Consider the following 16,000-nt stretch of genomic DNA (forward strand, 5'->3'; position numbering starts at 1 on the left):
CCTTGCCCGCGCCCGGACATAGCGAGCACACCGACGGGCCGGCCGGCCCGGTTGGGCGACTGCGCGCGCGACTCGTCGGCGTGCTGCGGGCGGTGCCGATCCGCTGGCGCATCCTGTCGATCGCGGCGCTGAACTCCGCCGTGGTGGTGGTGCTGGTGGCGATGATCTGGAACGGCGCGCAGGTCCTGGGCTCGGCCTGGGACGACGTGCGCCAGGTGCGAGAATCCGACCGGATCCTGGCGCTACTCGAAAGCGAGACCGGGCGGCTGCAGAATCTGATCCACCGCTACATCAACCAGCCGAGCCCGGATCTGTTCGCCGAGATCCTGCTGCTGCGCGAGGCGGTGCTGGGCACGCTCACCAACCGCGCCACCAAGGATCCGATGCTGTCAGGCTCGGTCGAGGAGCTCGAACGCACAACCGACCGCTTCCTCAACGGCTTTGGCGAGCTGCGCGGCGTGCAGGCCACCATCGCCAAGACCTATGAGGAGCAGGTGCAGGGGCCGGCCAGGGACATGGCGGGGCTGTATTCCATCATCGAAGGCGCCACCGGCCATCGCGACGCGCTGATCTGGCCGTCGCTGGGAAAATCCCGCGAGGCCTTCACCGCGATGCTGGTCGCGGCCAATTCCTATTATCTGTCGCAGTCAGCGGGCGCCGCCGACGACGCGCGCCGCAACACCGAGACGATCGAGAAGACCATTCCCGTGATGATCGATCTCGCCGACAACGACCTCCAGCGCATGGCGCTGCAGCGGCTCGGGGCCCGCACCACCGCGCTGCGCGAGGGCTTTGCAAAGCTCTCCGAGCAGCTGATGAGCCGCACCGAGCTGTTGCGCAACACCATCGACGCCAGCCAGGCCGAGGCGATCGGCGCCATCGACGATCTCTCGACCAAGATGCGAAAGCGCGAGCAGAAAGCGCAGGAAACCTTCGACCGCACGCTGGCCGACATATCCCGCCGTGTCCTCTCCATTGCGGTGATCTTCCTCGGCATCATCCTCAGCGCCGGCGTGCTGATCGCGCTGTCGATCCGCCTGCCGCTGCAGCAGATCATGACGGCGATGCGCGCGATCACGCTCGGTGATCTCGACCGCGAGGTGCAGGGCACCAAGGCACGCGACGAGGTCGGGGCGATGGCACGCGCGGTCGAGGTATTCCGCGAGAACGCGATCGCCAAGCGCGAGACCGAGGACGAGCTGCGCGCCTCCAAGGAAAAAGCCGAGAGCGCGCTGCTCGAGCTCAACACCGCACAGCAGAATCTGATCGACGCCGAACGGCTTGCCGCACTTGGCGGCCTGGTTGCCGGCGTTGCGCACGAGGTCAACAACCCGATCGGTATCAGCCTGACCGTCGCCTCGAGCTTTGCCCGGCGCAGCGAGATCTTCGAGGCCCAGCTCAAGGGCGATGGGGCCTTACGCCGCTCGCAGCTGGAGGAATTCGTGCAGGCCTCGCGCGACGCCTCGCAGCAGCTCGTCGCCAACCTCCAGCGCGCCGGCGAGCTGATCCAGTCGTTCAAGCAGGTCGCGGTCGACCGCTCCCATGCCGAGCGGCGGCAGTTCTCGCTCAGCGAAGCCACCGACCAGATCATCGCCAGCCTGCGCCCGGTGCTGAAGCGCTCGCCGATCACGCTTCAGGTCGACGTACCCGAGGGGCTCCTGCTCGACGGCTATCCCGGCTCCTACGGCCAGATCCTGACCAACCTGTTCCTGAACGCCGCCAACCACGCCTTCGCCGACGGCCGCGCCGGCACGATCGCGATCTCGGCACGGCCGCGCGGGGCCGACGACATCGAGATCAGCTTCGCCGATGACGGGGCCGGCATGACCCCCGACGTGCAGCGCCAGGCCTTTGACCCTTTCTTTACCACCCGGCGCAATGAAGGCGGCACGGGACTTGGCCTGCATATCGTCTATAACCTCGTGACCCAGCAGCTCGGCGGCCGCATGATGCTGGAATCCAAGCTGGGACAAGGCACGACTTTTCGCATTATCATGCCCCGCATCGCCAAGGGCGCACAAAGCACAGAAAGTGACGGGACTTCTCAATGGCCGAACAGGACGATGTCCTCCACCTGATCGACGACACCGGTGCCGCGTCGGAGGACGCCAACGCCCGGAAATGGAAGATCGCCGTCATCGACGACGATCCGGCCGTGCATGACGGCACGCGTTTTGCGCTCTCGGATTACAGCTTGAACGGCCAGAGCCTGGAGATCCTGTCGGCCTATTCCGCGGCGGAAGGTCGCAAGCTGATGGTCGAGCACGGCGACATCGCCGCCGTGCTGCTCGACGTCATCATGGAGACCGACGTCGCCGGCCTCGAGCTCGTCGAGTTCATCCGAAACGAGATCAAGAACGAGACCGTGCGTATCATCCTGCGCACCGGCCAGCCCGGCCAGGCGCCCGAGCGGCGCGTGATCGTGCAGTACGACATCAACGACTACAAGGCCAAGACCGAGCTCACCGCCGACAAGCTGTTCACCTCGTTGACCGCGGCGCTGCGCTCCTATCAGCAGCTCGAGCGCATGGTGCAGACGCGGCGCGGCCTGGAGATCATCATCGACGCGGCCTCGACGCTGTACGACTTCAAGTCGATGCAGCGGCTCGCCGAGGGCGTGCTGACCCAGCTCGCCTCGCTGCTCAACGTCGATTGCGCCGGTATCCTGGTCTTGCGCGACAATGGCGGCGGCATCGACCCCGAGCTTTCGGTGCTCGCCGGCAGCGGCTGCTACAGCCGCTTCATCGGCACCACCACGTCGAAAGCGCTCGACCCCGATCTGCGCGAGATGGTGGAAGCCGCCTTCCAGCGCCGCAAGAACGAATTCGCCGACCACCGCAGCGTGATTTATTTGCGCACCGGAAGCGGCCGCGAGGTGGTGGTGCTGCTCCAGGCCGAGCGCGAGCTGTCCGAGACCGACCGCTCGCTGGTCGAGATCTTCTCCAGCCGGCTCTCGATCGCCTTCGACAACGTCATCCTCTATCAGCAGCTCCAGGATGCCAACACGCAGCTGGAAGACCGCGTCGCCCAGCGCACCCGCGCGCTGATGCAGGCCAATCGCCGCCTGTCGGCGCAATGGCTGCGGCTGCAGCGCGCCAACGGCTTCAAGAACGAGATTCTCGGCACCGTCGCGCACGACCTGAAGAACCCGCTCGGCGTCATCCTCGGCCGTACCGAGATGCTGAAAGAGCTGATCTCGACCGGTGCCTCGGAAAACGGCGTCGTCGCCCAGGTCGACCACATCCGCGACGCCACCAAGCGGCTGACCACGATGGTCGATCATCTGATCTCGGACGCGATGGCCGATGCCTTCGACATCACCATCCGTCGCGAGCCGGTCGACGTCGCCGTCCTGGCCAAGGAGGTCGCCGACGCCAATCAGCCGCTCGCCGTCAACAAGCAGCAGACGATCAGCGTCACCGCGCCGCCGAACATCGTCACCATGTGCGACACCGACCGCATCCGCGAGGCGATCGACAACCTCATCAGCAACGCGATCAAGTACTCGCCGATCGGCGGCAAGATCGGCGTCGCCGTGACCCATGAGGGCCGCGACACCGTCGTCCGCGTCAGCGACGAGGGCGCCGGCCTGTCGCCGGAGGATCTCGGCCGCCTGTTCGGCCGGTTCCAGCGGCTCTCCGCAAAGCCGACTGCAGGCGAGAGCTCGACGGGGCTTGGGTTGTCCATCGTCAAGCGTATCATCGACATGCATGGCGGCGAGGTGACTGCCGACAGCGACGGCCCCGGCAAGGGCTCGACCTTCACCATCACCCTGCCCGCGACCGAAGTGCCGTGATTTCAGTACCGAGATCTGAGTGACATGACCCAAAGCCAGCACATCATGATCGTCGACGACGAGGCCCCGGCCCGGGAGATGGTCGGGGATTACCTCAAGATGCACGGCTTCACCGTGACGCTGTGCGACGGCGGCAAGTCCTTACGCGCCGCGATCGACGGCGGCATGCCCGACCTCGTCGTGCTCGATCTCAACATGCCCGAGGAAGACGGCCTCTCGATCATCCGCGACCTCAAGAGCCGCATCAACGTGCCCGTAATCATGCTGACGGCGACCGCGAGCCCGATCGACCGCGTCGTCGGGCTCGAGCTCGGTGCCGACGATTACGTGGCAAAGCCGTGCGAGCTGCGCGAATTGATGGCGCGCATCCGTTCGGTGCTGCGGCGGAGCGTGCCGGCCAAGGCTGCCGCACCGGACGCTGCTGCTGCGAAATCCGAAAAGGACCAATTGGTGCGCTTCGGCACCAAATGGCTCGATCTCGAAGCGCAGGCCTTGCGCGACGACGAGGGCAACGAGCATCCGCTGACCGCATCGGAGTTCGGGCTGCTAAAAGTGTTCGCGGCCAATCCGAAGCGCGTGCTATCGCGCGAGCGCCTGCTGGAGCTCGCCAATGCGCGTGACGCCGAAGCCTTCGACCGCGCGGTGGACCTGCGCATCATGCGCATCCGCCGCAAGATCGAGCCCGATCCGGCCAAGCCCGCCGTAATCCGCACCATCCGCGGCGGCGGCTACCTGTTCTCACCCGCGGGCGAGAAGGCGTAAGGGCGGCACCGCCGCCTCCACATCGTCATTGCGAGCGAAGCGAAGCAATCCAGAATCCCTCCGGGGCAAAACTCTGGATTGCTTCGCTTCGCTCGCAATGACGGAGCAAGCTGCGTCGACGTCATCCGCCAGCAACGTCTGAATCGGTGCTTCGCCCCGGGACGACAGGAGAGCGTTTTGGCGGCCGCGAACGCCAAACTCCGAAAAACGTTCCCGGCTGCTCGGCGTGCGGTCAAATCCCTCCTCCCGTATTTTCCGTACATTGAAATTCCACGCCTTTTCTCCCCGAATGTTTCGTCGTGGCCGTTTCGACGAAACAATTTGGCGGCGCACGAAACCATTTTCCGCTTTTCGTGCAGACGTCCCGAAACGTTCGCTCATTAACACTTTGATCCAAGGAAACGCCGCTCGGTTGCGGCGCTACGGGGAGCTAAGTCCATGCCGAACGTCATCGCCATCAACGCCCAGGCCAGCCAGAGCATCATTGCCGCTCAGGCGACTTCGGACGACATGCTCCTCGAAAGCATCGCCGACGGCAATCGGACGGCCATGCACATCCTCTACTGCCGGCACAATGTGCGGGTTTATCGTTTCATCCTGCGCATCGTGCGCGACGCCACCACGGCGGAAGATCTCGTCAGCCAGGTGTTCCTGGACGTGTGGCGGACCGCCGGCCAGTTCCAGGGCCGCTCGCAGGTCTCGACCTGGCTGCTCTCGATCGCCCGCTTCAAGGCCCTGACCGCGATGCGCCAGCGGCGCTTCGAAGACATCGACCAGGAAGACGTTCGCCAGATCCCCGATGATTGCGACACGCCGGAGACCTCGCTCGATCGCAACGACACCAGCGCCATCCTGCGCGCCTGCGTGCAGAAGCTGTCGCCGGCCCATCGCGAGATCATCAACCTGGTCTACTATCACGAGAAATCGGTGGAGGAGGTCGGGCAGATCATCGGCATCCCCCAGAGCACGGTGAAGACGCGGATGTTCTACGCCCGCAAGCAACTGGCCGATTTGCTTAAGGGCGCCGGCGTCGATCGTTTCGCCGCCTAAATTCAATGAATTCAATGGGATAGGACCACGGCCCGGGCCCTATCCTCGGACACGGAAGCGTTACCGCCGACGAAACAATTGAAACAAAGCACAACATCAGGCGGAAAAACTTCCCTCCTATAAAGCTCGCATACGGTTTTGCTTAAACCTCCCAAGGACCTCCAACGACCCGGACGGGATGCCCCCCCGCCGGGCCGTTTTGTATTTGGGCGGCCCTCCCGTCACGAACGCGTGACGCCGCGTAACGACCCGCAGGCTCACCGCGAACAGCCCTCGTGATCCCATCCACGAGTGCGCAAATGCTCGAACTCTTCTTCGCCGTCCTTGCCGGCATCCTCACCATCGCCGCGCCATGCACGCTGCCGATGTTGCCGATCCTGCTTGGCGCCTCGATCGGGCGCGCGGGGCACTTGCGGCCCGCGATGATCGCGCTCGGCTTCATCGTCTCGTTCTCGGCGACCGCGCTGCTGCTGAGTGCGATCACGCGGCTGTTCGATTTCGATCCGAACGTGCTGCGCGAGGCCGCCTCGATCCTGCTGCTCGGCTTCGGCCTGTTGATGTTGTGGCCAACGCCGTTCGAATGGCTGTCAATCCGGCTCAATGGTTGGCTCGATCTCGGCAATTCCAGCGCCACGCAGCGCGAGGGCCCGCTCGGCGGGCTCATCCTCGGCACCACGCTGGGCCTGGTCTGGACACCCTGCGCCGGCCCGGTGCTCGGCTCGATCCTGACTCTGGTTGCTACCTCGAACAACCTGGCCTGGGCCGGCACGCTGCTGATCGCCTATGCGATCGGCGCGGCGATCCCGATGCTGGCGATCGCCTATGGCGGACAGGCCGCGACCACGCACGTGCGCAGCCTCGCGCGGATCTCGCCGCGGCTGCAGCAGGGTTTTGGTGTCGTCGTGATCGCCTTCGCGGTCGCCGCCTACTTCCAATACGACACGCTGATCGTGGCGTGGCTCACCGGATTCTATCCCACCGGCCAGATCGGCCTGTAATCATCGCTTCATCTCACCGGAGGACGCTTCCATGACTTTCAAACTGCTCACCGTGGCCGCCGCACTGATCGGCTTCACCGTCACCGGCGCCGTCATCCCCGGAATCTGCGACGAGGTGTCTCGCGCGGCACCGGTCCGCGTTGCTGCCGCGAGCCAGGAGACCGCGCCCGATTTCACCGGCATCAACACCTGGTTCAACTCGAAGCCGCTGAGCATGGCCGACCTCCGCGGCAAGGTCGTGCTGGTCGATTTCTGGACCTATGGCTGCGTCAACTGCGTCAACACGCTGCCGCACGTCACCGACCTCTATGCCAAGTACAAGGACCGGGGTCTCGTCGTGGTCGGCGTGCACACGCCGGAATTCCCGTTCGAGCGTTCCGCATCCAACGTGCAGGCCGCGCTGAAACGCCACGGCATCACCTATCCGGTGGCGCAGGACAATGATTCCAAGACCTGGAACGCCTACCGCAACCGATATTGGCCGGCGCAATACATCATCGACCAGACCGGCAAGATCGTGTTCCAGCACGAAGGCGAAGGCAGCTACGACCAGATCGACCGCACGGTGGCGCGGCTCCTCAACATGAACAGCTGACGCCGCGCCAACATCACGCGGCCGGCCTCATCTGTCGTCCTTGTTGCTTGACTCCACGGACCCGTCCGTGGAGTTTCGCCAGCGACGGAATCAGCCGCCCGCAATGGACGACACGACCAGCAGCACCGACATCCGCCTTCGTGAAGGCTCCTCGATCGCGCAGCGGCTGATCATGGCCGGCTGTGCGGCCGCGGTTGCGCTGTGCTTCACGCCGGGCCTGTTCACGCGCGATACATTGGAAATCATCATCTCGGTGGCGGCGCTCCTCGTGGGGGCGGGGTTCGTCGTCGGCATCATGCTGGCGCCGGCGGTGGTGTGGATCATCACACCGAATGAGATCCTGATCGGAAAGCAAAGCCCATTCGGAAAGCTGCGCACGCGGGTCGTCCCCAAGGAGGACATCAGCGGATTGCAGGTTCCCGGCAGCAAGAGGGTGAAAGCCCGTTTCCAGCTGGCGTTCACGCTGGCCTCCGGGGAACGCCTGACCTCCCCGCCGATCTCCGACGTCACGCATGTGCGCGACACCGTGGCCCGGATCGCCACGCAATTCGGCGTTCCCAATGTCGAGGCCCCCTCCAATCCGGTCGATGCCAGCAATCCCGAGATGCGTCTCGGCGAGCCCCTCGAACCGTTTCCCACGCGCGACATCCGCATCGTTGCGCTGATCGCAGTCGCAATCTGCGCCGTTCCCTACGCCTACAAGCTCTGGCGCGGCCTGACGCCCGGGCCGGTCGACATCGCGCTACTGCCGGTTGGTGCGATCGCCGCGTTCGCCGTGCACCGATACGCCAATCTCGTCACCGGCGCCTTCTGGATCATCCGGCAGGGCGATATTCGCGTCGAACGCCTGTGGGGCGACGGCACGCCGCGCGCCGACCATATCGAAGGACGCGACGTCAAGACGATCACGGTCGAGCGCCGCGGCCGGTCCGAGGACGAGCACTGCATCGTCGTGATCCGGTTGCACTCCCGGCGGCGGTTTCGCAGCCCCCGCATCGGGTCGCGGCTCGAGGCCCGCGCCGTCGCGACCGAGATCGTGCGGCGGCTGGGGATCGCGCCGGAGAGCAAGCCGGAGAGCAATAAGGTCTAGCTGCATCCGGTGCCGATCGTCGCAGTCGATGTTTCCGCGGGTTCGGTCTGTGCCTCTCCCGCTTGCGGGAGAGGTCGGCGCGGAGCGCCGGGTGAGGGTTTTCTCCTCTTGGGAGTCCTCGCCCATCGAGACAGCCCTCTCCCCGACCCTCCCCCGCAGGCGGGGGAGGGAGCGCACCGACCATGCGGCAGCCGCTGTGCTTTTCGCGCCATCCGCCGTTTGTGGCATGCGGCGCCCCGTCAAAAAACCAAAGCATTCTCGTGACATACCAGGGTGGCGCGCCATTAACTTGCCATGAACTTGCCCCTCAGGTTTGATGCTTCTGAATGATTTGCGCTGTGGCAGCGGGGAGAGCTTTACATGACGGATTTTCGTCGCCTGACCGGGACGTTCGTGGCTGCGATTGGCCTGATCCTGTCCACGCCGCAAGCCTTCGCCCAGCAGCCTGACCGCGGCGACGAGCCGGGCCTGATCGCCGATGACGGCTACCAGCTCGATCCGGAATGGCAGAAGCAAGTGGTCTACTTCCGCACCACTGAACCGCCGGGCACGATCATCGTGTCGACCGCCGAACGGCACCTCTATCTGGTGCAGCCTGGCGGGCGCGCGATCCGCTACGGCATCGGCGTCGGCCGCGACGGTTTCCAGTGGCAGGGGCTGGTGACCATCACCAACAAGAAGGAATGGCCGGACTGGACGCCGCCGGCGGAGATGATCCAGCGCCAGCCCTATCTGCCGCGCTTCATGGCCGGCGGCCCCGGCAATCCGCTCGGCGCCCGCGCCATGTATCTCGGCACCACCGTCTACCGCATCCACGGCACCAACCGCCCCGACACGATCGGCACCAAAGTGTCCTCGGGTTGCTTCCGTCTCGTCAACAATGACGTCGCCGATCTCTACGATCGCGTCCCTGTTGGCACCAAGGTGGTCATCCGCCAGAAACCCGAACTCTAACGCTATCGCTTTTGAGCATGATCCTCCGGATCATGCTCTGCGCCCTCCCCCAGATTCCTTTTCCCGATTTTCGAGAGAGCAACATGATGCGCACTTTCCGAGGCGGCCTGCTGATCGGGCTCGCGGTCGCCGTGCTGGTCGCTGTTCTGGCCATCATCTATGAATTCTATGACACCCGCACCCTGAAGCGCACGGTTCGCCGCGGCGAGGTGCTGTGCGGCGTCAACAGAGGCCTGCCGGGCTTCTCGATCCCCGACGACAAGGGCAACTGGACCGGCTTCGACGTCGATTTCTGCCGCGCGGTGGCGTCGGCGATCTTCAACGACCCGGGCAAGGCGAAGTTCGTTCCGCTCGATGCGGGCGAGCGCTTCAAGGAGTTACAGAGCCGGAAAGTGGACATCCTCTCGCGCAACTCGACCTGGAGCATGGCGCGCGAGCTCGACTACGACCTCTATTTCCCGGCGGTCGCCTATTACGACGGCGCAGGCTTCATGCTGCCGCGCTCGCGCAACAAGGAGACATCGCTCGACCTGACCGGCAGCAAGGTCTGCGTGCAGGCTGGCACCACGACGGCGCTGAACGTCGCCGACTATTTCCGTGCCAACAATATGAAGTATGAAGAGGTGAAGTTCGACAAGCTGGACGACGTGGTGAAGGCCTACGACACCGGCAAGTGCGACACCCTCTCTGCCGACGTCTCCCAGCTCTACGCGCTCAGGCTGAACCTGTCGAAGCCCGGCGACCAGATGATCCTTCCGGACATGATCTCCAAGGAGCCGCTCGCGCCCGTCGTGCGCCAGCGCGACGACGACTGGATGATGATCGTGAAGTGGACGCTCTACGCCATGATCAACGCGGAAGAGCTCGGCGTCACTTCGGAGAACATCGACGAGGCGCTGAAATCGAAGAAGCCGGAAGTGATGCGCCTCGTCGGCACCGAGGGCAATTACGGCGAGCAGCTCGGCCTCACCAAGGACTGGGCCGCGCGCATCATCCGCCACGTCGGCAATTACGGCGAGATGTACGACCGCAACATCGGCGAGAAGTCCAAGCTGAAGATCCCGCGCGGCATGAACCAGCTGTGGAATGCCGGCGGCGTGCAGTACGCACCGCCGATGCGGTAAGTCTTGGTCATTGCGAGCGTAGCGAAGCAATCCAGAATCCCTCCGCGGTGACAGTCTGGATTGCTTCGCTGCGCTCGCAATGACGGGGCGAGAGCAGGTGCTCACGACGCACTCGACATCGTAGCCCGCATGAGCGAAGTGACATGCGGGGCCACTGCTTGTGGCATTCCCGGATGTCGCTTCGCTCATCCGGGCTACGCGCCCTCTCTCGCCGTTGGCCTCAATACCCCCGCGCCCGCGCCAGCTGCTCGGTGTGGTAGTTCGCATCGCCGAACAGCTCCTCGCACACCCTTGCGCGCTTCATGAAGAAGCCGATGTCGAACTGGTCGGTCATGCCCATGCCGCCGTGCATCTGCACGCCCTCCTGCACCGCGCGCGTGGCGGTGGTGCAGGCGCGGGCTTTTGCGACTGCGACGGCTGATGCGGCCTTGGCGACGTCGGCGCCCAGCGCCTGGAGTGCCTTCATCGTGGCGGCGCGGGTGATCTCGATGTCGACATAGAGCTCGGCGGCGCGGTGCTGCAGCGCCTGGAATTCGCCGATCAGCTTGCCGAACTGCTTGCGGCTCTTCAGGTACTCGACGGTGCGGTTGAACACTTCGTCGCTCAGGCCCACCATTTCGGCGGCGACCGCGCCGCGGCCGATATCGAGCACGCCGTCGAGCAGCGTGGCGCCCTGATCGACCTCGCCGAGCACGCTGTCGGCATTGACCTCGACATTGGCAAATTCGATCCGCGCCGCGTTGTGCGCATCGACCATGATGGTGCGCTCGACCGCGACGCCCTTCGCCGCCGGGTTCACCAGGAACAGCGTCAAGCCCTCGCGCTCGCCGGCCGAACCCGCGGTCCGCGCGGCGACGATCAGGAGGTCGGCGACGTGCCCGTCGACCACCAGCGCCTTGGCGCCGGAGAGCTTGAAGCCGTTGCCGGCGCGCACGGCCCGCAGGCTGGTCTGGAGCGGCCGATGCTTTGCGCCCTCGTCGACCGCGAGCGTCGCGAGCAACGAGCCGTTGGAAATCTTCGGCAGATAATCCGATTTCTGCGCGGCATTGCCGCCGCGGTTCAGCGCCGAGGCCGCGACCACGCTGGTGGCGAGGAAGGGCGAGGGCATCAGGGTGCGGCCGATCTCCTCCATGACGACGCCGGCCTCCATGAAGCCCAGACCGCTGCCGCCGAACTCCTCCGGCACGAGGAGACCGGCAAAGCCCATCTCGGCGAAGGCGTGCCACAGTTCCTTGGAGAAGCCGGCGGGATCCTTGCTATCGCGCAAGTGGCGCAGGTGCGACACCGGCGCCTTGTCGCTGATCAGCCCGCGCGCGCTATCGCGGAGCATCGATTGTTCTTCGGTGAGGACGAGAGCCATGTGCATGCTTCCGGTTCGAAATCTATTTTTGGTCCGTCATTCCGGGATGGCCCGAAGGGCCAGGCCCGGAATCCATCAGGCCGCAGAGTTGGTGGCTGAATGGATTCCGGGTTCGCGCGTTGCGCGCCCCGGAATGACGTGTGGTGAGAGCGTGCTCACGCCCCCGGCAGATCCAGGATGCGCTTGGCGACGATGCCGAGCATGACCTCGGACGTGCCGCCCTCGATCGAGTTCGCCTTTGTGCGCAGCCAGGCGCGCGGGCGGGCGCCTTGCTTGGAGCGCTCGCTCTCCCATTCCAGTGCATCGATACCGCCGGCCGACATCAGGATCTCGTAGCGGCGCTTGTTGAGCTCGGTGCCGTAATATTTCATCGCCGACGAGAACGCCGGGTGCGCCTGCCCTGCCTTGGCGAGATCGACCGCACGCTCGGCGCAGGCCGCGAGCGCGGCTTCGTCGACGTCGAAGCCGGCGATCTCGGCACGCAGCATGGAATCATCGAGCCGCCCCTGCGCATCGGTGCCGACGGAATCGGCGGCGATCTGGCCGAGCGGACGGCCGACGCCGCGCTCTCCCATGCCTGATATCATCGCGCGCTCATGCTGGAGCAGGTATTTCGCGACGTCCCAGCCGCGATTGACGGTGCCGACCACATGCGACTTCGGCACGCGGACGCCGTCGAAGAAGGTCTCGCAGAACGGCGAATAGCCGGAGATCAGCAGGATCGGCTTGGTCGAGACGCCCTTGGAAGCCATGTCGAACAGGATGAAGCTGATGCCGTCATGCTTCTTCGCAGCCGGATCGGTGCGCACGAGGCAAAAGATCCAGTCGGCGTAGTTGGCGTAGGACGTCCAGATCTTCGATCCCGTGATGATGAAATCATCGCCATCGCCCTCGGCCCGAGTCTGGAGTGAGGCAAGATCGGAGCCGGCGTTCGGCTCGGAGTAACCCTGGCACCAGCGGATCAGGCCCGCGGCGATCTTCGGCAGGTGCTCCTTCTTCTGGGCCTCGTTGCCGTATTTCAGCAGCGCCGGCCCGAGCATCCAGATGCCAAAACTCGACAGCGGCGGGCGCGCGCCCATTTTTGCCATTTCGGCGCGCAGCACCTTGTGCTCGGCCGCGCTCAAGCCGCCGCCGCCATACTCCTTTGGCCAGTCCGGCACGGTCCATCCCTTGTCGCGCATGCGCTCGAACCAGATGCGCTGCGGCTCGGACGAGAGCTTTGTATTACGTCCGCCCCAGAACACGTCGGCATCGGACGTCGCGGGCTTGCGCATTTCCGGCGGGCAATTGGCCTCCAGCCAGGCGCGCGTCTCGCCACGGAATGTGTCGAGATCGGCGGTTTCAGAATCTGTGGACTTGGAGTCGCTCATGGTCGTTTCCATCAATCAAAATCGACTTGTTGGGCGCGACTCTGGGCCATCGCATCGTGGAATTCAACCACTTCCATGTCGCGCATCGGCTATAGTCGCCGGCACGGCGGTGCTTGAAAACAAAGAGGAAACGACAATGCGCCTGAAACTTCTTTCGCCTGGCGAAATGAACGAGAGCCAACGGCAGACCTATGACGAGTCGATTGCCGGCAAGCGCGGCAAGCCGCCGGCGCCGATGATGGCCTGGCTCAACAGCCCCGACATGGCCCGTCACGCCACGCGGCTCGGTGAAGTGCTGCGTTACGACACGATCTTCCCGGCCAAGCTTTCTGAGATCGCGATCCTGGTGACGGCGCGGCACTGGACCGCGCATTACGAATGGTATGCGCATAAGCGCCTCGCGCTTGCCGGCGGCATGAAGCCTGACATCATCGACGCGATCCGCGACCGCCGTACGCCCGAGTTCGACGACCCCAGGGGAAAGATGATCTACGACGTAGCGAAATCGCTGCACGAAGGCCAGGGCGTCGAGAAGGGGCTCTATGACGAGGCGGTCAAGCTGCTCGGCGAGCGCGGCGTCGTCGAAGTGATCGGGCTGTGCGGGTACTACACGATGGTATCGATGACGCTGAACACGTTCGAGTTCGAGCTGCCCGAGGGCGAGGTGCGGGAGCTCGCCTAGTTTCCGATCCGGAAACGATGGGTTTCGGGATCGGCAATAGCACTGTCCCGAGACCGGCCTTATGTGGAGTTGACCAACGGAGCAGCCACATGTCGCAAAGCCCAGCCGTCGCCGCCGGCACCCGGATCGGCCACGTCCACCTCAAGGTCGCCGATCTCGATCAGGCTCTCGGCTTCTATTGCGGCGTGCTCGGCTTCGAGCTGATGCAGCGGATGGGCTCTGGCGCGGCCTTCATCTCGGCCGGCGGCTATCATCATCACATCGGGCTCAACACCTGGGAAAGCAAGGGCGGCTCACCGCCGCCGCCGGGCACCACGGGCCTCTTTCACACCGCGATCCTCTATCCGACGCGGCCGGCGCTGGCGGATGCGCTGCATCGCGTGCTCACGGCCGGCATTGCGCTTGATGGCGCCAGCGATCACGGCGTCAGCGAAGCCCTGTATTTGCGCGACCCGGATGAGAACGGCGTGGAGCTGTATTGGGACAAGCCGCGGGAGCAATGGCCGTTCGGGCCGGACGGGAAGCTGGCGATGTTCACCAGGCGGCTGGATGTTGAGGCGTTGTTGAAGCAGCGGGAGGCGTAGGCGCCGCTCTCGCCGCGTCATTGCGAGCGCAGCGAAGCAATCCAGAATCGTTCCGCAGAGACAGCCTGGATTGCTTCGTCGCAAGAGCTCCTCGCAATGACGGAGTGTGTCGAGGCGATGTCGCCCCCTTGCGCAAGTGCCGTAGGGTGGGCAAAGCGAAGCGTGCCCACCAATTCTTGCGAGAGGTGTCGATAGATGGTGGGCACGGCGCTTTGCGCCTTTGCCCACCCTACGGGAGCTTCGTTTTTGGCGCGCCGCGCACCATGATCAGCGCGGCCGCCATCACCTCCAACGCAATGCAGAGATAAAACGGCAGCGCGTACCCGCCGGACCAATCGCGCAGGAAACCGACGACGCCGGGGCCGAACGCATAGGTCACCTGGTTGATCGCGGTGTTGAGGCTGATCAGCACGCCGAACAAGGCGGAATCGAATTCCTGCTGCACGATCAGCGACGGCAGCGTGATGAGGTTACCGACCGAGAAGCCGAACACTGCACAGGCCGCGATCAGCACGTAATCGTTGTGCAGATTGATGACGACGCATAGCGCCGCGGCCTGGCTGAGGAACGACAGCGCCGAGGCGAGCCGCTGATTGAGGCGGTCGATCACCAGCGAGAACAGCACGCGACCGACCACCGCCATCGCCGTCAGCACCGCAACCGCCACGGCCGCGCGCTCGCGGCCGATCACGGGATCGAGGAACGAGATCAGGTGCACGATGAAGCCGACCTGCGCGAACAGCACCAGCGCGAAGGCAATGGTCACCGTGAGGAAACCGACGTCGCGCAGCGCCCAGCTGCGGATCTGCGTCGACGATTGCGGCTTCGGCTTCGCTGCCGCGTGCCAGCCGTGAAGATCGGGCGGCCGGCCGACGACGAGCAGGATCACGGGGACTAGCAGCACCAGCATCGCGGCTGATGTCGCGAACATCGCGTTTCCGAAGCCGATATGGCTGATCATCATGACCAGCAGCGGCACGCCGACGATGCCGCCGAAACTGGCGCCATTCAGCGCGAGGCTGATCGCCATGCCGCGCTTGTGGTCGAACCACAGGCTGATCGTGTTGGTGATCATGGCAAGACTGGTGCCGGCCCAGCCGAAGGCGAGCACGGCATTGGCGAGATAAAGCTGCCAGGGCTCGCGGACCGCGCCGATCGCGACTGCGGCGGATGCCATCGCCAGCGTGCCGGCTATCAGACAGATGCGCGGGCCGTATTTGCGGACGGCTTCGCCGACGAAGACGACGAGCAACGCGCCGAACAGATAGAAGAACGTGGTGCCAGCGGAGATCAGCGAGGCCGGCCAGCCCCGCGCGCGCTGGAGCTCGGCGACATAGACGCTCTGGCCGTAGAAGCCGAGCCCCCAGCCGAAGGTGGCGAGCAGGAAGCAGACGGCGACGATGCGCCAGCCTTCGTAGCGGAGGGAGGCTTCGTCGATTGGAGAAGCAGGCCGGGGATTGTCGAGCATTTGTTTGCTCCTCACCGTCATTCCGGGGCGATGCGAAGCATCGAACCCGGAATCTCGAGATTCCGGGTTCACCCTTCGGGTGCCCCGGAATGACGGCAAAAATTGAAGGACGTTGATGGCCTGATGAGCCGATTCATGACGAGCATCATGTAACAATTGCCCTTCCG

Annotated in this window: 15 protein-coding genes; 11 read left to right on the forward strand and 4 right to left on the reverse strand. The window is 64.7% G+C overall.

What is annotated here, in order from left to right; genetic code table 11:
- Nucleotides 1-2 precede the first annotated feature (2 nt).
- From NLM27_RS30825 to NLM27_RS30835, 3 genes are read left to right on the forward strand one after another with little or no spacing between them, the layout of a single operon-like run.
- A complete protein-coding gene (locus tag NLM27_RS30825; protein ID WP_254146855.1) occupies nt 3-2,078 on the forward strand; it encodes an ATP-binding protein in 2,076 nt (691 codons plus the stop codon).
- Nucleotides 2,048-3,796 carry a DUF3369 domain-containing protein gene (locus NLM27_RS30830; RefSeq protein WP_254146856.1) on the forward strand — a complete coding sequence of 583 codons (1,749 nt, stop codon included), beginning with the start codon at nt 2,048-2,050 and terminating at the stop codon, nt 3,794-3,796. Before NLM27_RS30825 ends, NLM27_RS30830 begins: the two co-directional genes overlap by 31 nt.
- A gap of 24 nt (nt 3,797-3,820) precedes the next feature.
- Nucleotides 3,821-4,558 (forward strand): response regulator, encoded by a 738-nt coding sequence (locus tag NLM27_RS30835; RefSeq protein ID WP_254146857.1) that lies wholly within the window; start codon nt 3,821-3,823, stop codon nt 4,556-4,558.
- On the opposite strand, the gene NLM27_RS30840 is transcribed toward NLM27_RS30835, so the two are convergent.
- A complete protein-coding gene (locus NLM27_RS30840) occupies nt 4,535-4,939 on the reverse strand; it encodes a hypothetical protein (protein WP_254146859.1) in 405 nt (134 codons plus the stop codon). The two genes, NLM27_RS30835 and NLM27_RS30840, sit on opposite strands and share 24 nt — an antisense overlap.
- Nucleotides 4,940-4,996: 57 nt before the next feature.
- On the opposite strand from NLM27_RS30840, the gene NLM27_RS30845 reads away from it, so the two are divergent.
- From NLM27_RS30845 to NLM27_RS30870, 6 genes are all read left to right on the forward strand, one after another.
- A complete protein-coding gene (locus NLM27_RS30845; protein WP_254146860.1) occupies nt 4,997-5,608 on the forward strand; it encodes a sigma-70 family RNA polymerase sigma factor in 612 nt (203 codons plus the stop codon).
- Between the two features lie 299 nt (nt 5,609-5,907).
- Nucleotides 5,908-6,606, forward strand: a complete 699-nt coding sequence (locus NLM27_RS30850; RefSeq protein WP_254146861.1) for a cytochrome c biogenesis CcdA family protein — start codon at nt 5,908-5,910, stop codon at nt 6,604-6,606.
- A 31-nt stretch (nt 6,607-6,637) separates the two neighbouring features.
- Complete coding sequence (locus tag NLM27_RS30855; protein ID WP_254146862.1) at nt 6,638-7,201, forward strand: thioredoxin family protein; 564 nt, start codon at nt 6,638-6,640, stop codon at nt 7,199-7,201.
- Nucleotides 7,202-7,304: 103 nt separating this feature from the next.
- On the forward strand, nt 7,305-8,291 hold the full coding sequence (locus NLM27_RS30860) for a hypothetical protein (protein WP_254146863.1): 987 nt from the start codon (nt 7,305-7,307) through the stop codon (nt 8,289-8,291).
- A gap of 360 nt (nt 8,292-8,651) precedes the next feature.
- Nucleotides 8,652-9,245, forward strand: a complete 594-nt coding sequence (locus tag NLM27_RS30865) for a L,D-transpeptidase (protein ID WP_254146864.1) — start codon at nt 8,652-8,654, stop codon at nt 9,243-9,245.
- An 86-nt stretch (nt 9,246-9,331) separates the two neighbouring features.
- A complete protein-coding gene (locus tag NLM27_RS30870; protein ID WP_254148973.1) occupies nt 9,332-10,369 on the forward strand; it encodes an amino acid ABC transporter substrate-binding protein in 1,038 nt (345 codons plus the stop codon).
- A 220-nt stretch (nt 10,370-10,589) separates the two neighbouring features.
- Here NLM27_RS30870 and NLM27_RS30875 read toward each other — a convergent pair whose 3' ends face one another.
- Together NLM27_RS30875 and NLM27_RS30880 are read right to left on the reverse strand one after the other, a co-directional pair.
- On the reverse strand, nt 10,590-11,729 hold the full coding sequence (locus NLM27_RS30875; RefSeq protein ID WP_254146865.1) for an acyl-CoA dehydrogenase family protein: 1,140 nt from the start codon (nt 11,727-11,729) through the stop codon (nt 10,590-10,592).
- A 155-nt stretch (nt 11,730-11,884) separates the two neighbouring features.
- On the reverse strand, nt 11,885-13,099 hold the full coding sequence (locus tag NLM27_RS30880; protein ID WP_254146866.1) for an acyl-CoA dehydrogenase family protein: 1,215 nt from the start codon (nt 13,097-13,099) through the stop codon (nt 11,885-11,887).
- 136 nt (nt 13,100-13,235) lie between these two features.
- Between NLM27_RS30880 and NLM27_RS30885 the strand changes: the two genes are divergently transcribed.
- Together NLM27_RS30885 and NLM27_RS30890 are read left to right on the forward strand one after the other, a co-directional pair.
- Nucleotides 13,236-13,781 carry a carboxymuconolactone decarboxylase family protein gene (locus NLM27_RS30885; protein WP_254146867.1) on the forward strand — a complete coding sequence of 182 codons (546 nt, stop codon included), beginning with the start codon at nt 13,236-13,238 and terminating at the stop codon, nt 13,779-13,781.
- 89 nt (nt 13,782-13,870) lie between these two features.
- Nucleotides 13,871-14,365 carry a VOC family protein gene (locus NLM27_RS30890; RefSeq protein WP_254146868.1) on the forward strand — a complete coding sequence of 165 codons (495 nt, stop codon included), beginning with the start codon at nt 13,871-13,873 and terminating at the stop codon, nt 14,363-14,365.
- A gap of 229 nt (nt 14,366-14,594) precedes the next feature.
- Here NLM27_RS30890 and NLM27_RS30895 read toward each other — a convergent pair whose 3' ends face one another.
- Nucleotides 14,595-15,833: an MFS transporter gene (locus NLM27_RS30895; RefSeq protein ID WP_254146869.1), complete on the reverse strand. Its 1,239-nt coding sequence runs from the start codon at nt 15,831-15,833 to the stop codon at nt 14,595-14,597.
- Nucleotides 15,834-16,000 lie beyond the last annotated feature (167 nt).

This window comes from Bradyrhizobium sp. CCGB12 (assembly GCF_024199845.1).
Taxonomy (GTDB): Bacteria; Pseudomonadota; Alphaproteobacteria; order Rhizobiales; family Xanthobacteraceae; genus Bradyrhizobium.

What these genes read in the sequence shown, in the direction of transcription:
- NLM27_RS30830 (WP_254146856.1), top strand. Translation starts at nt 2,048, where the DNA reads ATGGCCGAACAGGACGATGTCCTCCACCTGATCGACGACACCGGTGCC.
- NLM27_RS30835 (WP_254146857.1), top strand. Translation starts at nt 3,821, where the DNA reads ATGACCCAAAGCCAGCACATCATGATCGTCGACGACGAGGCCCCGGCC.
- NLM27_RS30840 (WP_254146859.1), bottom strand. Translation starts at nt 4,939, where the DNA reads ATGAGCGAACGTTTCGGGACGTCTGCACGAAAAGCGGAAAATGGTTTC.
- NLM27_RS30845 (WP_254146860.1), top strand. Translation starts at nt 4,997, where the DNA reads ATGCCGAACGTCATCGCCATCAACGCCCAGGCCAGCCAGAGCATCATT.
- NLM27_RS30850 (WP_254146861.1), top strand. Translation starts at nt 5,908, where the DNA reads ATGCTCGAACTCTTCTTCGCCGTCCTTGCCGGCATCCTCACCATCGCC.
- NLM27_RS30855 (WP_254146862.1), top strand. Translation starts at nt 6,638, where the DNA reads ATGACTTTCAAACTGCTCACCGTGGCCGCCGCACTGATCGGCTTCACC.
- NLM27_RS30860 (WP_254146863.1), top strand. Translation starts at nt 7,305, where the DNA reads ATGGACGACACGACCAGCAGCACCGACATCCGCCTTCGTGAAGGCTCC.
- NLM27_RS30865 (WP_254146864.1), top strand. Translation starts at nt 8,652, where the DNA reads ATGACGGATTTTCGTCGCCTGACCGGGACGTTCGTGGCTGCGATTGGC.
- NLM27_RS30870 (WP_254148973.1), top strand. Translation starts at nt 9,332, where the DNA reads ATGCGCACTTTCCGAGGCGGCCTGCTGATCGGGCTCGCGGTCGCCGTG.
- NLM27_RS30875 (WP_254146865.1), bottom strand. Translation starts at nt 11,729, where the DNA reads ATGGCTCTCGTCCTCACCGAAGAACAATCGATGCTCCGCGATAGCGCG.
- NLM27_RS30880 (WP_254146866.1), bottom strand. Translation starts at nt 13,099, where the DNA reads ATGAGCGACTCCAAGTCCACAGATTCTGAAACCGCCGATCTCGACACA.
- NLM27_RS30885 (WP_254146867.1), top strand. Translation starts at nt 13,236, where the DNA reads ATGCGCCTGAAACTTCTTTCGCCTGGCGAAATGAACGAGAGCCAACGG.
- NLM27_RS30890 (WP_254146868.1), top strand. Translation starts at nt 13,871, where the DNA reads ATGTCGCAAAGCCCAGCCGTCGCCGCCGGCACCCGGATCGGCCACGTC.
- NLM27_RS30895 (WP_254146869.1), bottom strand. Translation starts at nt 15,833, where the DNA reads ATGCTCGACAATCCCCGGCCTGCTTCTCCAATCGACGAAGCCTCCCTC.